Origin of the sequence: Kosakonia sp. YIM B13571, assembly GCF_042788095.1 — a bacterium.
Classification (GTDB): Bacteria; Pseudomonadota; Gammaproteobacteria; order Enterobacterales; family Enterobacteriaceae; genus Kosakonia; species Kosakonia quasisacchari.
Genome location: NZ_JBHZPL010000009.1, coordinates 69,671 through 87,440, shown reverse-complemented (window position 1 = coordinate 87,440; position 17,770 = coordinate 69,671). Strand labels below are relative to the sequence as shown.

Sequence of the window (17,770 nt, the reverse complement as noted above, 5' to 3'; positions counted from 1 at the left end):
CATCATTCACAGGCTAATAAGATTTTCCTCAAAAGCATAATATATGCAACACAAACTGTAAACGTTGTGGCAATTAGGATGCTAAATATCACTCAAATGTATTAGGTTGCGAAAACGTTAATTCCCGCGAACTAATAAATATATTGGCGATATATTTTCGAACAAAATAGCGCCAATACTGTGCAAAAAGCACGTTTTTTGCACTGGCGAATAAATCAACAAATGTGATATAGTTCACACATTACTGAAACGGAAAACGCCGTTTCATTTCGTTGTGCTACTCGCGGATCTTCAGCATTGCCACTCGCGCAATGTGCTTGTCCGCCCGGTATTCGGTTCTTTCTGAGGATGGTTTGATGGCTACCTTTACCGCCAGCGTCGTACTTATTCGCTGGCAGTTGCTGAGTGCAGTGTTGATGTTTATGGCCAGTACGCTGAATATTCGTTTCCGTCGTGCTGATTATATTGGTCTGGCAGTGATCAGCAGCGGCATGGGCTTAGCGGCGGCATGCTGGTTTGCCACCGGTCTGCTGGGCATTACGGTGATAGATCTCTCCACGACCTGGCATAACCTGGTCGTCGTTATGGAAGAGATCGCGGAAAAAGCGCCCCCCGAGTGGCCAATGATTGTAACGTGATTGCTTAAAGCGCCTGCGGGCGCTTTTTTATTTCCACGGTTGTCATTTTTCTACGCAACGCACTTTCGCATAAGTATAAACAACGGATCTGCGCCAGCGGCCGATCTTTACTGGCATTGGCATATTGGCTTACCGGCGCGCAAACAGGCGAACAGCCATTCGCTTTCAAAACGGCTCAAGGCGGATGAACAGCATCTTATTGTCATCCAGAGTTGTTAAGCGGGAAGAAACGCTCGTTGACCCAAGCGAAAAAACACAGATGCCCGATAAGACTCTGTTTAGCGGGCATCTGCATTTTTACTTCGGCACCACGATTATTTTATTCAAGGATGCGGCTTTCCCACGGTCGCCAGAGCGGGTGGAATTTCTGTGGTTGATAGTGCGTCATTTCGCGCTTGCCGAAATAGAACAGCGCATCCATCTCATTTTTTATCACCACCATATTTGAACCGTCCGCATGCCCGCCAACGGTCACCGAACCGTGATAACCTTTTACCGGCACACCGGTATAATTCGCCAGTTTTTGTGCGAAAGAATCGATCCCCCCTTCCGCACCGTGACAGCTTAAGCATCGGATGTTCTTAAACCTCACATCGCCAGCCAGTTCCAGCGTATCCAGCGCCACATCAAACGGCGCTTTTATACCGCCAGCGACCTGCAGTCCGGTGGTGCTGTCACCGTTTGGTGTAAAAATACCATGGCCGATGATATTCAGCCGCGGCTCACCCTTATAGTTATCGGTGAAAAACATATACATATTCGGGTCATTTAACGGGCCGTCGCGACGCACGATATTGATTTCGCCGGATAATGTCACCGTCCCCATTTCTTTCTCACCCACATCCGCGCCAACTTTAGCAATATCAGCAAATCGTTTGATGTTCATTTTTGACGATGCCACGGGATCGGAAAAATTCTTTCCTCCCGCTTGCGGTAATGAAACATGTAACTCATCCGGGCCAGCGGATTCAGGTAGGGCGCGGCTTAACGACTTGCTGCCGGGAATATTCGTTTCCGTTGTTGGGTTTAATGGCCTTGCCATCGCCATCTTCGGTTCCGCAATCGCGGGTTTGATCTCACCGTGAGGACCTTTAGACGTGCCGGAGGGTCTTTCAGTCAGCCGCGCAGCGCCCGCACCAGGAAGCGACCGCAAACCACCAGGGTATTCCGGCAGCGGGCCACCTAAAACAGCGCCCAGAAAAACCTCCTGCAAACTTTCACCCAACGTGGGCAGCGGTATTTTTCCTTCGTCTTTCGGTATCCGGGAAGCGTCCGGTTTTTTATCACCGGTTCGCCATGAATAATGCCGTTGTTGAAACGCCTCAAAAGATTCCTTCGAAGGGGCGTAGGCCGGTTCCTGCTGAACTGCCCTTTGCGTTTTGTCTTCGTAGGGTGAAATATCATAAGGTTTAAATACATCAATCGCGGCCGGGCCTTTGATATCCATACATTTTCCTCCGACTATTGCCGTCTTGTTTTGGCTGCTTGCGTTGCGCCACAGCTATCTAGTAAGTGGCCCGGCACGCGCCTTTTCGTGACGTCGTCAGATAATTATTTCCCCAGTTTCGACAGCATTTCCGGGCGCATAAATTTATGGATAACCAGCATAAACAGCACCGACGGCACCAGCAGGATCAGCGCGGTGATGGATGAAACCTGGTAGTTGCCCGACATACTGGCGGTATAGAGCAAAATGGGCAGCGTGGTGATATCCGGCGCGCCCACAAAAAAGGTGGCGGTAAACTCATCCAGCGATTCCAGGAACACAAAGATGCTGGCGGCAATCAGACCAGGTGCGGCCTGCGGCAAAATGATATGGAAAAACGTGTATACCGGCCCGGCGCCCAGGTTGCGCGAGGCGCGCGCCAGCAGTGGATCGAGTGAAGAGAACGCCGCCACGCTTATCCAGATCGAATACATCAAGCCGTGAACGCTGTGTACCAGCACCACGCCCGCCACCGTGCCGTTCAGCCCCCATTGGTAAAACAGCCGCGCCACGTTCATATACACCGTCAGGTTGGGAAACGCCTGCGGGATGAGAAACAGCAGCATAAAGAAGGCGCGACACGGCATGGATCGGTGCGACAGCGCGTAACCCGCCGGAATGGAAATCAGCAGGCAAACCAGCACCGATAGCACGGCGATCAGCACGCTGATGGAGAGCGAACCCGACACATCGCTGTAAGGGCTAAACACCTGGCTCCAGTATTTTAATCCCCACTGGCTCGGCAAGGTGTGCGGGAAAAACCAACTCTCCGCCACTGTCCAGATAAGCAGGTTCAACAGCGGGCCAAACAGCGCCAGCACCAGAAAAGTGAGCAACAGGGTTTGCAGCAGAAAACTGCCGTGGAGTTTTTGTCGAAGCGTGGTCATCACTGCGCTCCTTTCGCATGCAGGCTGTGACGCAAATAGAACCAGGAGAGCGCCGCACAAATCAGATAGGAGATCACCCCCATCGCATTCGCCACCGGATAATCGCCGTAAGAGTTAACGCGAAACGCCATATCGACCGTCATCATGGTTGGCGTGCCGGTGCCGATCATCAGCGGCACCGAAAGTACCGACATCATCGTCACCGTGGAGAGCACCATCGCCACGCCAATTGTTGGCAGCACCTGCGGCAAAATGATGTCGAACAGGATGCGTAAGCGCGACGCGCCGAGGTTTTTTGCCGCCAGAATATGTGACGATTCCACCGCCGACATCGCGCCGCAAATCAGTAACGTCGAGAACGCCATCTGCTTCCAGACAAAAGTAATGATTATCCCGCTCCAGCCCAGCAGCGAAGTGGTGTCCATCGGCGTTAACAGCCCACTCGCCACCAGCACATTGTTCATCAGGCCATTTTTGGCGAGGAAGGTGCGCATCATTTGCGCGGTCACAATAAACGGAATAAACAGCGGCAAGCGGTATAAAAACGCCAGCGCCTTAACGATGCCGCGAAACGGCGACAGCACAATAATGGCGGAAATCGTTATCGACAGCAGCGCCAGTATTGCCAGTGAAACCAGTACGATAAGCACAGTGAAGAGAATATCGTTCGAGTAGAGCGCAAAGACTTTATCAAAATGCGCCAGCGTGAAAGGCTGCGTATCACTGGTGAACGCCGAGATCAGCGAAAAGCCCAGCGGCCAGAGAAAAAAGACGGCTATCAGCAGCGTCGCCGGGCCAACCAGTAAGAAGTATTTAAAGGCGTGTCGCATGGTGAACCTGAATAATCGCAGCAAAAAAATGCCCGGGCGAAATGCCCAGGCACATATGTCTGTCAGTTAGAAACCTGGCTCTCGTAGCCCTCTTTGATATCGTCAAAGTACGGCGTGATCGGGAAGCTTTTGCCATATTTGGCTAAATCATCCGGCGAGATTTCCGCAAACAATTTCTGCCAGGTGGCGGCGTCCAGCTTCTCTTTCACGTATTTCGCGTCAATACCCGGATACCAGTTGAACTGCTTCACAATGCCCTGCGCCTGCACGTCCGGGCTGGTCGCCAGCGCAATAAACGCCTGCGCCAGTTTGGCCTGCGCCGCATGTGCCGGCACGACGTAATACATCGGCTGGCCCGGCATCCCCGGGGAGATTAACGCCAGTTTGATCGACGGCGGCACTTTACCTTGATCTTTCCAGCTATAAAACATATCGACCCACACCGGCCCCATAGTGATTTCGCCGCGGCTGAGCATATCCAGCGTCCCGGCGTTACCCGGCGTGAAGGTGACGTTTTTGTTGAATTCTTTCAGTTTGGCGAACGCCTGGCCCCAGGTTTTTTCTACGCTTTTGTCATACGGCAGCGCGGAAAGACGGGCCGCGTCGGTGCCATAAGCGTAAATCCAGCCGACCACAAAGCTGACGCCGGACATGCCGTTTTTAATGCCGTTATAGCCAAAGGCTTTCGGGTTTTTCGCCGACCACTGCACCAGCTCGTCGTAGGATTTCGGCGGTGTTTTAATCAGATCGCTGTTATAAGCGATAGCCGTCTGGCTTAAAAACATCGGCATCACGTAGCCATCCACGTTAACGCCCAGCGCGTTTTTGGCGTTTTCCGCCGTGACCATCGAGCCGGTGTTAATGGCGTGGCGGTATTTCTCCAGCAGCCCTTTTTCCACCAGTTGACCACCCGCCGCCTGGTGCACTACCGCGACGTCAATGTCCCAGTTTTTCGCGCCGCTCTGCTGTTGTGCCGTCAGTTTTTCGACAATCTTGTTCGAGCCCGCATCGCCCGGCCCGGTGCCAATCACCTGCACTTTCACGCCTGGATGGGCGGCTTCAAACTTTGGCCCCAGCCAGGTTTTAACGTAGTCGACCATATTTTGATCGCCCGCCGTCGCCACGTTGAGTACCGTTTCGGCGCTGGCGGTGTGTACTGCACCCAAACAGAGTGCGGCGATGACAGCAAGTTTCGTTTTTACAGACATGATGTATCCCCAGGAAAAGAGTGTGTTGTTTGGCACGACTACGTGTTGGCAAAAACATGCAGCGCCGTTTCCGGCACATGCAAAATCACAGGCGTTCGGGCAGGCCAGAACTGCGTGGAATCCGCGAGAAAAATCTGCCCGTTGCAGCGCACACTGTGGCGATACTGATGGCCGAGAAACGCGCTCTCCTCCACCACGCCATCCAGTACCAGCCCCGGCTGTTCCGGCTGCGTTAACGGGTGGTGCATATTGACGTCTGAACTGCGGAAATAGAGCGTTTCCCCGCCCGCATCAGCCCGCGTCATGCAGTTATCCGCGCCCATAAAATCCGCGACAAACGGCGTTGCCGGGCGGTGATAAATATCTTCCGGCGTCCCCATTTGTTCGATGCGCCCGTTATTCAGCACCGCAATTCTGTCGGCCATCACCAATGCCTCTTGTTGATCGTGCGTGACGATTAACGAGGTGAAACCGAGCTTTTTTTGCAGCGCTTTGATCTCATGGCGCACGTTGAGGCGCACTTTGGCGTCCAGGTTCGACAGCGGCTCATCTAGCACCAGCACATCCGGCTCAATGGCTAATGCGCGCGCCAGCGCCACGCGCTGACGCTGGCCGCCGGAAAGCGCCGTCACTTTTATATCCGCATAATTTTCAAGGTTGACGATTTTTAATAATTCCTGCACGCGTTGCGTAATCGCCTCTTTTTTAACGCGCCGGACTTTTAAGCCATAACCAATATTTTGCGCAACGGTAAAATGCGGCCATAAGGCATAACTCTGAAACACCATCGTAATATTTCGCAGCTCCGGCGTGCTATGAGTAATATCCCGACCATTAACGGAAATACCACCAGAACGCACCGGAATAAAACCACATAACGCGTTGAGTAGCGTCGTTTTTCCGCAACCAGACGGCCCAAGCAGCGCAATCATTTCGCCCTTTTCCACAGCGAGATGAATATCGTGAAGAACGATATTTTCGCCATAGCCAATTTTCAGTTTTTCAATCTGTAAATAACTCACGGGCGTTCCTTTCTTCAACTTTTCTTTCATCGATGAACACGTGTTCATTTATTTGTAAAAAAAATGCAACTTTGCACCGACATTATGTGAGCCTACTTTGTCGTCTATTTGTGACAGTTTGATTAAGTGCGCAATAATTTTGGTGGAGCGAAATGAAAATAGATGTTCTGGGCTGTGGTAGCGCCTTCTCATTGCAGCAAAACACCTCGGCGATCCGCGTTATTGATAACGAAAACCGCCAGTTGCTGATCGACTGTGGCCCGACAATCCCGCGCGCGCTCTGGCAGCGTGGCGGCGACGTGAACGACATCGATGCCATTTACTTCACCCACGTTCACCCGGATCACTGCTCCGGGCTGACGGCGCTGTTGAATTACTGGAAAAGTTTTCAGCGCCGTAAACCGCTGATCATCTGGTCGCAGCGCGAGCAGCGACCGGTGCTGATAAAACTGGCCAGCCTCGCTAACTGGCCGGCAAACGACCTCTGTTTCGATATTGACTGGCGCGACAGCGAAACCGAATGGCAGTGGCAAGGCTGGCACATGCGCACCGCGTTTACACACCATGAGCTGCCTAATCTCGCCCTGCGAGTCGAGGCAGACGGCCACACGCTGTTCTACAGCGGCGACGGACGCCCAACACCGGAAAGCATCGCGCTGATGCATAACGCCTGCCTGGCGTTTCAGGAGTGCGCATCGGCAACGGCGCTGCCCAATGACGCCTCGCACGGTGACTTTCCCGGCTGCCTGGCGCTGTTCGAACAATTGCGCTTACCGCGCCTGGGGTTGTACCACTGCAACGACGCCGCCTTGCCCGCGATTGAGCAAGCTTGCACGCCGTATCCGGGTTTGTTTCTCAGCCATGATGGTTTCGCCACCGATCTCAGCAGCCGCGCGGAGGGGAAAGTGTGAGCCAGACGTTACGCAAACAAGCAGTAACCGCCGAAGACGTGGCGAAGCGCGCGGGCGTGTCCCGCGCCGTGGTGTCACGCGCACTCAGCAGCAACGGCAGCATTTCGCCCGCCACCAAAGAGAAAGTGCTGCGCGCCGCGCAGGAGCTTGGCTACCAGGTCAATTTCCTCGCTCAAGGACTTAACCGCCAGCGCAGCCACTTAATTGGCGTGATTGTCGCGCGCATTGGCGACCCGTTTCGCAGCCATCTGCTGGAAGGCTTGCTGCATGAAATTCAGCGCCGTGGTTACCAGGCGCTGGTCACAGAGATCACTGGCGAGCAGGATTTGGTCACTACACTGCGCCGTTTTACCCAGTTTCGCGTTTCCGGTGTGATCGTCACCTCCGGCCAACCGCCAGAAGCGATTGTTAATGAGTGCGTCAGCCAGCGCATTCCGGTGGTCGGCATCAACCGCCACCCGGATATTCCGTTGGTTGATTTCGTCTGTTCCGACAACGTATCCGGCGCGCGCCAGGCCGCTGAACAGCTTTATCACTCCGGCTGCCGCCGTTTCGGCTGGCTCAACAATTGCGGATCAACCTGGGCGGGTATTCAGCGCGGCGAGGCTTTTTTCCAGGCGTTGCAGCAACTCGGCGTGGATACTCAGCAGCAGGTACGTTGGTTTGACGCGCGCGAAGAGGGTTACGACGGCGGTTTTCAGGCCGCGCAGGAGAACGATGGGGATCTGCCGGAGGGCATATTTTGCGCCAACGCGCAGCTAGCCTGTGGTTTTCTCGACGGCATGCGCCAGCGCGGCAAATCCGCGCCAGCCGATTTTCACCTGATAGGTTTTGATAACACGCCGCAGAGCGGCCAGTTCAGCTACCAATTAACCACGCTGCATCAGGATGTGGCGGAGATCGCGAACCGGGCGCTGACGCGTTTGCTGGAGCGGGCGAAAAATCCTTTACAGCCTTCCCGCGTTGAGTGGGTTAAGGTGACACTGATTCACCGACAAACATCGCCACAGATTGGCTAAGAGTCCAGATATGACAGAAGAGTTTACCCAGGCGCTGTGCGCGCTGATTCGTCGTCTCGGTCAGGAGGCGAAACAGCTTCGTGATAACGGGCTGACCATCGAACAAAAAGGCCGCCAGGATTTTGTCTCCCAGGCGGATGTGTATGTCGAAACCGAGCTGCGCGCCTGGTTGAAAGCCGAACGCCCGCAGGACGGCCTGCTCGGCGAGGAGCGCGGGCTGGAGCCGGGCAGCGACGGCGTATGGGTTATCGACCCGATTGATGGCACCACAAATTTTATTCTCGGCATGGATTACTGGTGCATTTCCGTCGCTTACGTGCGCGACGATGCCATCAAACTGGGGGTGATTTACGCCCCGGATCGCAACGAGTTTTTCTTCGCCGAAAGCGGCAAAGGCGCGTTTTTAAACGGTAAACGCCTGAGCCTGAGCGAGCCGGACGCCGACGCGGTTGTGCTTGGCATTGGCCGCTCCAGCCGCAGGCCGCCACGCGAATACACGCAAACCATCGAAACCCTGTTTGAACAAGGCGTGGAGCACCGCCGTTTCGGCGCGGGGGCATTAATGCTGGCGCACGTTGCCGCAGGCCAGGTGCATGGTTATTTCGAAGCGCACCTGCACAGTTGGGATGCGCTGGCGGGGCTGGTGATTATTAAAGAAGCGGGCGGCATGCATAACGATTTTCTTGCCAACAACGGTCTGACACAGGGCAATAACGCCTGGGCGGCAACGCCACAAGTGTGGCAGCGTCTGCAACCGATTTTGCTGCCAAACGGTTAAACCCGGTTTGATACGTCACAATCCGCCTTCGACGAAGGCGGTACTGATGGCGCTTTCAGGGGTGCAGCAATATCGTCAAAAAGCGTGTCTGCCCTGTGAGTTGCCAATCCATGCAATGCAACGCTAAAGCCTGTTGATGACCCCATTCACCGGGCAGCTTTTCAGTGAGTAATAAAACGGTTTACGCGCGCCGTTATGTTTCCGGGTATGCGTAGTGAATCGCCAGCCAGATGGTCGACGGTTCGGCCTGCGTCCAGTTCACCCGATGGCGGCATTGCGCGGGAATATTAACGAAATCGCCCACCTGCAACACGCGCTCGTCGGCCTCACCTTCCAGGTGTAAACCCGCAGCGCCTTGCACTACCAGCACCCATTCGCTTTGCGGCTGGCAGTACCAGAAATCCGGCGGGCTGGCCTGCCCGGTGGAGATAATGCGCTCAATTTTCACATCCGGGCGCGAGAGCAGATCCTCAAACGTCTCCGCGTCGCCTGCGCTTGCAGGGAAATCTCGCAGCAGGTTGGTTAGCATCGCTTGCGCTCCCTTTGGTCGGGAATTGTCTCCAGCAGGGCAGGCTGCGCCCGTCCATTTTTAAATCCCGCCACGGTGTTGCCCGGTAGAAATTACAGTACTGTCCAAAAGCCATCTGGTTATCACGCGCGTCACAATACGCAACACGCGCATATTGCTCCCTTAATATGCGCGCGCCGGTTTCAATAATAACGCCAAGCGACACCGTCAGTGTTGATGCGCCCTGTTATTGCACTTCCTTAAATACCACGGTGACAGGTTCGATATAAAAACTGACACCAGTAATACCTGCGCTAACCACTATGCTTTTGGCAACATCGCTTTTCACCCCGTAGACGTACGTTCCGTCACCTTTATCCGTTGGTATAGAATTTGATCCGTCATGAGAGATAGTTACGATCGCTCCGGGAACCGGCCTTCCGTCTTTATCCTTCAATGTAAGCGTAATAGTTGATACGTCCGTGCCATTTGCCAAAACGGTATCCGGAGACGCGATCAGCGTTGATAATGCAGGATCAGGTGGACCTGGAGGGACAGGCGCCTCATAGATTGTCACTGGGTAAGGTCTTGTAGCAAAATCAGAACCATTCACCATTGCCGAAATCATAGCTTCTCCAGCAACGGTGCTAGTCATCGTCGAGTTGTACGTCCCGTCATGATTATCTACCGCAATTTCATTGAGCGAAACGCCTGACAGGCTACTGCTAAATGTCACATACTGCCCGGTCATCAACTCTCCATCCTCATCTTTCAGTGTCAATTTAATAACCGAGATATCTGTGCCATTTGCAAAAATACCAAAAGGGTTCGCGGTCAGGTTTGATAACGTAGGGCTTGGCGCACTGGGATAAACCGACGCGCTGATTTTCACCGTGACAGGCGTCATCGCAAAATCAACGCCGTTCACGATGAGCGTTACCTCAGCGTTTCCGGCGTCAATGCTGCTCATCGTCGCGGAGTAAGTCCCATCATTGTTATCCACTACGCTACTGAGCGTAACGCCCGACGCATTACAGATGAAATCCACGTACTGCCCGGGTCTGAACACCTCATCCCCATCTTTCAACGTCAGGGTAATGGTTGAGATGTCCGTGCCATTTGCCGTAATGGTGTCTGGCGACGCACTGAAGGTGGACAATGTCGGGCTGAGCTCGCCTAAATTCGATGCATTAACGAGCGTGATGGACGCAGGCGTGACGGCGAAAGCAGAACCATTCACCGTTACGCTAATTTTATTGTTGCCGGAAATATGGCTACTCAGGAGTGCAAAGTAAGTTCCGTTACCATTGTCCACAATCTTACCAATGGTAATGCCAGCACCTAAAAGACTGTTGGTAAAGGCTACGGACTGGCCCGACACCAGGTTGCCGCGAATATCTTTCAGCGTGAAGGTGACCATCGCCGTGTCGATTCCATTTGCCAGAATGGTTGGTGGCACCACGGTCAATGTTGATAATGTCGGGCTGAGATGAGCAAGATCTACCGCAAAGGTGGCCGTCGCAGAGCCGGTGACCCCGCCCGCAGATGCCGTAACCGTATGCTTACCCGCAACCTGGCTACTAAACACCATAATGCTTTCCCCCATGAGATTCGTCACATCATAGGCGGAACCGAATATCACACTGTCGTCACTGCTGTATTCCACATATGTTTCCAGCATCGTGTCACCAAACTGATCATGAAGGACGACTCTGGCATTGATGAAAGTCTTACCATCGGAGAGCACATTATCCCATATGAGGATAACCTCTATTGATGAAACGACCCGGGGTTGTGCCAGGTAGCGGAAACCTACAACGTAAAACGTGTCATACGGCGCATTGAGAGTATCGTTATAGTAGTATCCTCCCGAGTCCAGCCCCACATTCTGGTGCAACATACGAGTATCGAAATCGGTGACCCAGCAGAAATAACCAGGCGTAACGCCGGTTCGAGGATTGCGGGACAGATCGCCCCATTCCGACCACAGGTACAACCCAGATTTGCGGTATCTGGCCGACGAATCAGGATATGAGATATCGGACACTGCGGGCATCTGTAATCCATTTTCTTCGCACCACGCAACCGCGCTCTCCCAGTCGGTTTTCAGCGTCCCGGCCGTGATAAACCATTTTTTCAACGTAAAGGTATGGGTGTACATCGGCGTTCCCGCATCGATGGGGATTGCCCAAATCGTGGCGGTATTGTTCGTCGTATCAGGTGTACCGATAAACTCCACATTACCGTTACTGTCGACACTCATCCAGGGCTGATCGGATCCCCACTGATAAAGACTGTTATTCGATGCGGAGCCTTCAAAAAGCACCTGGAATTGCGCACCAAGAATGCCCGTATTTGGGAAACCGTTGGCAGGCCGGAAGAACGGATAATCGTTAGGGTTGAAAATCGTGGTATTTGGCATTGCCTGTCTGAGCGGCGTCATATTCACCACAAAGGCAATGCCATCCATGACTTTGCCATTCGCGCTCACCGTCAGGGTGGTTACGCTGATAATATTACTGGTGAGTTGACAAGTGTAAGAACCGTCACCGTTATCAACCACCTCCGTCAGGGTAACATCTGCTACGCTGCTAAAAATGGACACACTCTGGCCAGCAGCCAGATTGCCGTGAGAATCCTTCAGAATGAAGGTGATTGTGGCAGCATCGGTACCAATCGCCTGAATACTTCTCGGCGTAGCCGTCAATGTTGATAACGTCGGGCTTAAATGCTCAATGTCGACAACAAAGTTGGCTGTCAACGAGCGGCTAATTTTGCCCGCAGTGACAGTAATTGTATGTAGGCCCGCAACCGTGCTGTTAAACGCCATCATGCTTTCGCCAGCGAGATTAGTCACATCAGATGCAGAACCGAATGTGACACTATCGTCACTGCTGTATTCCACAATCTGATCCCGCATAAGATTGCCGAACTGATCATAAATGAGGGCTATGCTGTAGTTGGTTTTCAGACCATCTGCCACCGCATTATCTCTGTCAAGAGTCAACGTCATCAACGCAGGGACCCGTTCCTCTTCTAACAGAAGTTTACCCACCACATAGTGCGTTTCATATGGTGCGTCGTCGCTGAGATCAACAGAGTTTGCACCCGAATCAAGAGCCACATTCTGGTGCACTCCGCGACCATCCAAATCTGTTACCCAGCAGTAATAATATGAGGTAATGCCAGTTCGGGGATTGCGGGACAGATCGCCCCATTCCGACCACAGGTACGGCCCCGCATGACGCTGCCTTTCCGACAGGTTAGGAAAATCAATATCCGTGGTTGCCGGCATTGATAACCTACGCTCCCGGCACCATATAACGGCACCGTCATAGTTCGTCTTTTGCGATCCTGCGGTGACAAACCATTTTTTCACGGTGAAGGTGTAGGCATACATCGGCGTTCCCGTATCAATGGGGATTGCCCAAATCGTGGCGGTATTATTCGTGATATCAGGCGTACCGATAAACTCCACATTGCCGTTACTGTCGACACTCATCCAGGGCTGATCGGATCCCCATTGATAGAGACTGTTATTTGATGCGGAGCCTTCAAACAGCACCTGGAATTGCGCACCAAAAATGCCCGTATTTGGGAAACCGTCGGCAGGCCGGAAGAACGGATAATCGTTAGGATTGAAAATCGTGGTATTTGGCATCGCCTGTCTTTGGGGCGTCATGTACACCTCAAAGGTGATGCCATCCATAACATTGCCATTCACGCTCACCGTCAGGGTGGTTGTGCCGACAACATTGCTGGTGAGCTGACTGGTGTAAGAGCCGTCACCGTGATCAACCACCTCCGTCAGCGTTACGCCTGCTACGCTGCTAAGAATGGATACACTCTGACCGGCAGCCAGGTTACCGTGGATATCCTTCAGGATGAAAGTGACCGTCGTAGCATCCGTGCCAATCGCCTGGATATTTTTTGGCACTGCTGCCAATGTTGATAATGTTGGGCTCAAATGCGCAGCATCAGCCGTGAAAATTACCGTTATCGTACTGCTTCGCCCGCTGCAAGATACGGTCAATGTGTGCTGCCCTGCTACCACACTCTTTAAAACAGCCGTAATGCTGCCATCGGCGTCGGTGCTTCCGCCAGCTTGTTCAAGCGTCACATCGCTATCAGCGCTAAATGTCACGAGTTGATCGCCCATCGGGACACCATACTGATCATAAACAGTGGCTTTGACACTGTCAGATGAGGAACCATCAGCTGCTGCACTGTTAGTGACAGCAGCTAGCGCAATCGACCAGACAAGCCTGACCGTCGACAAATCGTTTTCGTCTTCACTGACCACAAACCACGGGGTATACAGTGACCTGCGCAAATACCCTTTTGCCGTTAAGACCTGAATATCACGCCCGATAGGATCGTAAAAATGGGTGTCGGCATACAAATCTTCACGCGCACTGTCATCCACCACCCACTGCCAGCTATTCAGAAAATAGGGTTGATACGCGCGTATCGCCTGCCCTTTGTTGTCATATTCCGTACGCCCGCTTACTGCCCAACGCGTTGTCGTCTGCACCACATCGGTAATAAGCGTGCCATCATCCTCACGTTGCCAGGCCTCCCCGGCTTCGAAACGCACCGCAGTTTGTAGCTGCCGCCCAAAACCATCACAAAAAAGCACCGACTGACGGATCTGCTGCTCATCACTGTCGTCATAGCGATCGGTAGTCAGCGTCACCACATGCGGTGGTATTCCCGCACCATTTTGCCAACTGTCGGTAACATAAATCTGGCACTGGGCCACGGGTAACGGTGCCGTCAGCGCCAGAGCCTCTTCTGCATCAGCAGGCTGGTCAAATGCGGTATTACTATACCCAACAGCCTTCCCGTTCTCGGTACCGCTGAAACGTTGGCTGGTCACTCGCCCCAAAGCATCAAGCGTTACCTGTTGAATATTGTTGTTTACATCGATAATTTTGACTGGCGTTAAGAAGCGCCAGTCATATTCCGCCTGGGTGGTAAGCCCTGCGGCATCGATGACTTTCGTTACCACGCAATCGTACACGTCGCGAATCAGAATTATCGATCCCGTTAATTGCGAATCTCGCACCATCTGCGGCAGCCAAAAATGTTCCTCAGTACCAAACACGGTGATATCCCGCTTCGCAACCCAGCAAGGACCATAATATGAATACCAGTAATATCCCGCTTGTTGCAGGATATCGTCGGTCAGATCTTCTTTCAGTTCTGCAACCGTATCGGCGTCCAACACCGCTGTTTGAGTCAACCCTACACGCGGAGGAAATGCCGGAGCACTTGCAGTGGCATTATCACTGCTGTCCAGATACCACAGCTCCTGCATACCTGCGAACGCCTGACTAGCAGGGGTGCCGAGTGGTTCCCCGGAAAGGCTAAATTTTTCCAGGGTGAGCCCCGCGTCCGGCGAAGAGGAATAGAGGTAGACATAGCGCCGAACCATATCAGCAAGTCCCTGCATCCAGATGCCTGAAGCCATATCTTCTATACCGTACCAGGTATTAATCTGGCATGTCACAACCAGTTGCTGTTGTTGATCATCGTAGCTGGAAGCAAACAGCGTATCTGGCAGCGTATCCGGATACGGGCTGGTGTCTGGTTGCTTGCGACGAGGATAATTCACAGTCGCTGCATACAACGGTTGACCATACTGATCGCTTGATAGCAGGATCTGCTGGCTACATTGCGGATCATTGCTCACTCGTTCATACACATAGGTACGCGTTTCTGCGATAACAGACCAGATAATCGGATAGCTATTCTCAGCCGCGGCCGCCACCAGACGAACCTGAGGCCGGGTTTCGCTGACTTGATACGGCACGGTTTGCTGGTCGCTACTGTCTTGACCGTACAGTTCACTGCGCAGCAATATGCCTTTGGTGCCACGACGTAGCCAGAAGACTTCACTATCGTCCGGAATATAAGCCTTTTCCTTGTCCCCACTACCCGAGGTGAAGCGGGGAGAGAAACGTGCAAACGCCGCGCTATCACCGGCCCACCAGTTCGCCGCCAGTTGATCATCAACTACGGGTAATCCAGTGGAAAACCAGCGACGCGAAACCGATGGCTGGCTAATTTCTGTGGTTGTTCCCGCACTTTCCTGGAGATCTGTATCCTGGAGTTCGACAAAACCAAAACCACGAAACTCGCGTTCTTGTCCATCCCAGGCACCATAACGGTAACGGGCAGTACTAATCAGATGATTTCCGGTGATTTCGTCAGTGATATCCGTGCGCGATAATAAATGAAGCGCGAAGGGCAAATAGCTGGCCGGAACCGGAGCACCTGCCGTTGCGGCATCTTGCTTTTCATCCAGCCAGAACTGCGCCGAACTGCGGTAGGTAAAGTCGTGTCGTTGCCCCATATTGTTGCGCATTTGGTTCAACAACCACGGTTTGATACCCGATAAATGGCAGACATAGTGGCGGGGTTCTGGGTGCGGCACGGTCAGCATCAGACTGGCAATGCCCAATCCCTGAATGTCCGCAACCTGTAGATCACAGGTATTGTCATAACGGACGCCATCCGGCAGGAGAACTTCAAAAGGTGCAGAAAAACTGTTCCCGCTTTGATTGATATATACCAGGATTTTTTTACTCAGCGCATATATCACATCCGTTGTGCCTGAACCGTCGATATCCGCCAGATAGAGTTGTGCTGGGTTAAAAATACCTCCCGGCGCAGCCCACCCAGACATGAGTACCGGTGTACCAAACTCCCCATGGCCTTTATTTGGCCAGTAGCGGACTTGATCCTCTTTGATCTCTACCAGGTGTTGCTGCCCACTTCCTGCCATGTCACTGAAAGCCACCAGCACATTACCATTTGAGCCGGAAACAGGCAGTGTGACGCCATCAGGCTGTATGACATCGCGGGCTTTTTCCCAGCCTTTGCCGGTGCCGACATAAAGACGAACGCTTTTCGGACCAATGAGCACCAAATCAGCCAAACCTGATCCTGATGCATCCGCGAGCTGAGCGCGAGGGTGCTGATATTCGACAGGAAAGGCGGATAGTGGAGAAAAATTCAACCACCCTCGTTCCGGCGTACGTGCATACACACCATTTACACCGGCTGCGGAGACGACCCATTCCATATAGCCATCGCCGTTAATATCGATCAGCATTCCTCTGTCTTGCAAAGCGGGAATGGCGGGTAATGGCACGGGTTTATCCCAGGTGATAGCATCGGGATCTTTGCCCTGCTTACGCACAGGCGCACGGTACCACCATGCTCCGCTATCCTGGTACAGAACGCCTGCCAGACCTTCGCCATTCAGATCCACCAATTGGTATGGCTGCCAGATATTCAGATTGGCTAAATCTTTCCGCTCCTGCCATAAGGTTTCAGGCGTTGTAATAAACGTATTCCAGTCAAATGCCACCGGAGGAAGCGAAGTCAGCGTGCCGTTCGGCTCCAGTCCCACCTGCTGAATGGATGCCAGCGTCGTGACGGCTGGAGAATCGTTATAGGTCAGAACGAGACGGGAAACCTGCTCTGGCGCACTTTCTGTCGCACCGGCGAGAGCCTGCGTAAAATGATACCCCAGCACCTGACGGCAGAGGCGACGTGTACGGCTCTCAAACCCATATTCCCAACTTGAGAAACAGTCCTGCCGACAAGGCCAGTCCCCCGAACCGGGAGCCACCCATGCCGGAGTGGCCATAAGATCAACGTTACGCTCACCATAATCCAGTACCACCAAAAACAACCAGTCGTCGATTTTTGTCGCCGTCATCAGGCCAGGGAGTATTCTCCCTGCTACCCGGTTACCGTAGTAGACTGCCGTCAGATAGCGCTGTGCGGTCACATAAGGATGGGACGCGGTTTCACCTTCATCGCAGCCTGTATCATCTTCGGCGCGATATAACCAATACATCTGCTCACCCGTTGCCGATACAGACGACTCCAGCAGCCAGATAGCTGTGTTATCCGGGTTTTCTGGATTACTGACCCGCGCTTGCGCAGTGCTGCCGAACAGCAGTACTTGTCCACCTGGATTGTAATGCAGCCAAAAATCACGCGCGCCAGTCCCGGTTGAAGACCAATACTCCAGCCGACTAAAATCACTTTCCACACGCGACCGATAGCTGTAAACGGTAAAGCTGTTACCCAGGGTGGTCCCAAGCAGCGAAGTGGCTGTGCGGGTGTCGCCCGTATCAAGCACCAGGACCTCGCCATTTGGCCCAACGTATTCATCCTGCTCATCGTAGTTTGGCGTCCCTTTCTTCGTGCGGCGACGAACAGCCGGTGTATCAACACTCCAGCCCATACCAAAGGGGCCATTGCCTGAGCGGCTGTTATAGTCAATCGCCAGCGAAGGCGCATAACCTCTACCTTGATTGATGGGTAACGGAATAACCAGAGTATTTGCCCCATCCGGTCCTGCGCTTGCAACATCGCTTTTTAAGCCACTGATCGCACCGCCACCTTTCGGTAAAGAGGGCGTTTCAGGTCTGACATTATCTGTATTTTGCATCGTAGCGCTC

11 protein-coding genes are annotated in these 17,770 nt (G+C 53.2%); 4 read left to right on the top strand and 7 right to left on the bottom strand.

Annotation, left to right across the window (positions count from 1 at the left end; genetic code table 11):
* Positions 1 to 356: 356 nt before the first annotated feature.
* On the top strand, positions 357 to 638 hold the full coding sequence (locus ACFX4O_RS18560; RefSeq protein WP_131407074.1) for a YjcB family protein: 282 nt from the start codon (positions 357 to 359) through the stop codon (positions 636 to 638).
* A gap of 319 nt (positions 639 to 957) precedes the next feature.
* Here the strand turns inward: ACFX4O_RS18560 and ACFX4O_RS18555 are convergent, their stop codons facing one another.
* From ACFX4O_RS18555 to ACFX4O_RS18535, 5 genes are all read right to left on the bottom strand, one after another.
* Positions 958 to 2,085: a hypothetical protein gene (locus ACFX4O_RS18555; RefSeq protein ID WP_380210155.1), complete on the bottom strand. Its 1,128-nt coding sequence runs from the start codon at positions 2,083 to 2,085 to the stop codon at positions 958 to 960.
* A 104-nt stretch (positions 2,086 to 2,189) separates the two neighbouring features.
* On the bottom strand, positions 2,190 to 3,011 hold the full coding sequence (locus tag ACFX4O_RS18550) for an ABC transporter permease (RefSeq protein ID WP_131407070.1): 822 nt from the start codon (positions 3,009 to 3,011) through the stop codon (positions 2,190 to 2,192).
* Positions 3,011 to 3,841 (bottom strand): ABC transporter permease, encoded by an 831-nt coding sequence (locus tag ACFX4O_RS18545; protein ID WP_380210152.1) that lies wholly within the window; start codon positions 3,839 to 3,841, stop codon positions 3,011 to 3,013. Before ACFX4O_RS18545 ends, ACFX4O_RS18550 begins: the two co-directional genes overlap by 1 nt.
* A 62-nt stretch (positions 3,842 to 3,903) precedes the next feature.
* Complete coding sequence (locus ACFX4O_RS18540) at positions 3,904 to 5,049, bottom strand: extracellular solute-binding protein (protein WP_380210150.1); 1,146 nt, start codon at positions 5,047 to 5,049, stop codon at positions 3,904 to 3,906.
* Between the two features lie 38 nt (positions 5,050 to 5,087).
* Complete coding sequence (locus ACFX4O_RS18535; RefSeq protein ID WP_380210148.1) at positions 5,088 to 6,071, bottom strand: ABC transporter ATP-binding protein; 984 nt, start codon at positions 6,069 to 6,071, stop codon at positions 5,088 to 5,090.
* A 152-nt stretch (positions 6,072 to 6,223) separates the two neighbouring features.
* Between ACFX4O_RS18535 and ACFX4O_RS18530 the strand changes: the two genes are divergently transcribed.
* The 3 genes from ACFX4O_RS18530 to ACFX4O_RS18520 are packed head-to-tail and all read left to right on the top strand — an operon-like array spanning position 6,224 to position 8,779.
* On the top strand, positions 6,224 to 6,982 hold the full coding sequence (locus ACFX4O_RS18530) for an MBL fold metallo-hydrolase (protein ID WP_380210146.1): 759 nt from the start codon (positions 6,224 to 6,226) through the stop codon (positions 6,980 to 6,982).
* On the top strand, positions 6,979 to 8,001 hold the full coding sequence (locus tag ACFX4O_RS18525; protein WP_380210145.1) for a LacI family DNA-binding transcriptional regulator: 1,023 nt from the start codon (positions 6,979 to 6,981) through the stop codon (positions 7,999 to 8,001). Before ACFX4O_RS18530 ends, ACFX4O_RS18525 begins: the two co-directional genes overlap by 4 nt.
* 10 nt (positions 8,002 to 8,011) lie before the next feature.
* Positions 8,012 to 8,779 (top strand): inositol monophosphatase family protein, encoded by a 768-nt coding sequence (locus tag ACFX4O_RS18520; protein WP_380210143.1) that lies wholly within the window; start codon positions 8,012 to 8,014, stop codon positions 8,777 to 8,779.
* A 193-nt stretch (positions 8,780 to 8,972) separates the two neighbouring features.
* On the opposite strand, the gene ACFX4O_RS18515 is transcribed toward ACFX4O_RS18520, so the two are convergent.
* Positions 8,973 to 9,308: a cupin domain-containing protein gene (locus ACFX4O_RS18515; RefSeq protein ID WP_380210141.1), complete on the bottom strand. Its 336-nt coding sequence runs from the start codon at positions 9,306 to 9,308 to the stop codon at positions 8,973 to 8,975.
* Positions 9,309 to 9,534: 226 nt separating this feature from the next.
* On the bottom strand, positions 9,535 to 17,760 hold the full coding sequence (locus ACFX4O_RS18510; RefSeq protein WP_380210139.1) for an invasin domain 3-containing protein: 8,226 nt from the start codon (positions 17,758 to 17,760) through the stop codon (positions 9,535 to 9,537).
* Positions 17,761 to 17,770 lie beyond the last annotated feature (10 nt).

What these genes read in the sequence shown, in the direction of transcription:
- ACFX4O_RS18510 (WP_380210139.1), bottom strand. Translation starts at nt 17,760, where the DNA reads ATGCAAAATACAGATAATGTCAGACCTGAAACGCCCTCTTTACCGAAA.
- ACFX4O_RS18540 (WP_380210150.1), bottom strand. Translation starts at nt 5,049, where the DNA reads ATGTCTGTAAAAACGAAACTTGCTGTCATCGCCGCACTCTGTTTGGGT.
- ACFX4O_RS18520 (WP_380210143.1), top strand. Translation starts at nt 8,012, where the DNA reads ATGACAGAAGAGTTTACCCAGGCGCTGTGCGCGCTGATTCGTCGTCTC.
- ACFX4O_RS18560 (WP_131407074.1), top strand. Translation starts at nt 357, where the DNA reads ATGGCTACCTTTACCGCCAGCGTCGTACTTATTCGCTGGCAGTTGCTG.
- ACFX4O_RS18555 (WP_380210155.1), bottom strand. Translation starts at nt 2,085, where the DNA reads ATGGATATCAAAGGCCCGGCCGCGATTGATGTATTTAAACCTTATGAT.
- ACFX4O_RS18545 (WP_380210152.1), bottom strand. Translation starts at nt 3,841, where the DNA reads ATGCGACACGCCTTTAAATACTTCTTACTGGTTGGCCCGGCGACGCTG.
- ACFX4O_RS18515 (WP_380210141.1), bottom strand. Translation starts at nt 9,308, where the DNA reads ATGCTAACCAACCTGCTGCGAGATTTCCCTGCAAGCGCAGGCGACGCG.
- ACFX4O_RS18550 (WP_131407070.1), bottom strand. Translation starts at nt 3,011, where the DNA reads ATGACCACGCTTCGACAAAAACTCCACGGCAGTTTTCTGCTGCAAACC.
- ACFX4O_RS18530 (WP_380210146.1), top strand. Translation starts at nt 6,224, where the DNA reads ATGAAAATAGATGTTCTGGGCTGTGGTAGCGCCTTCTCATTGCAGCAA.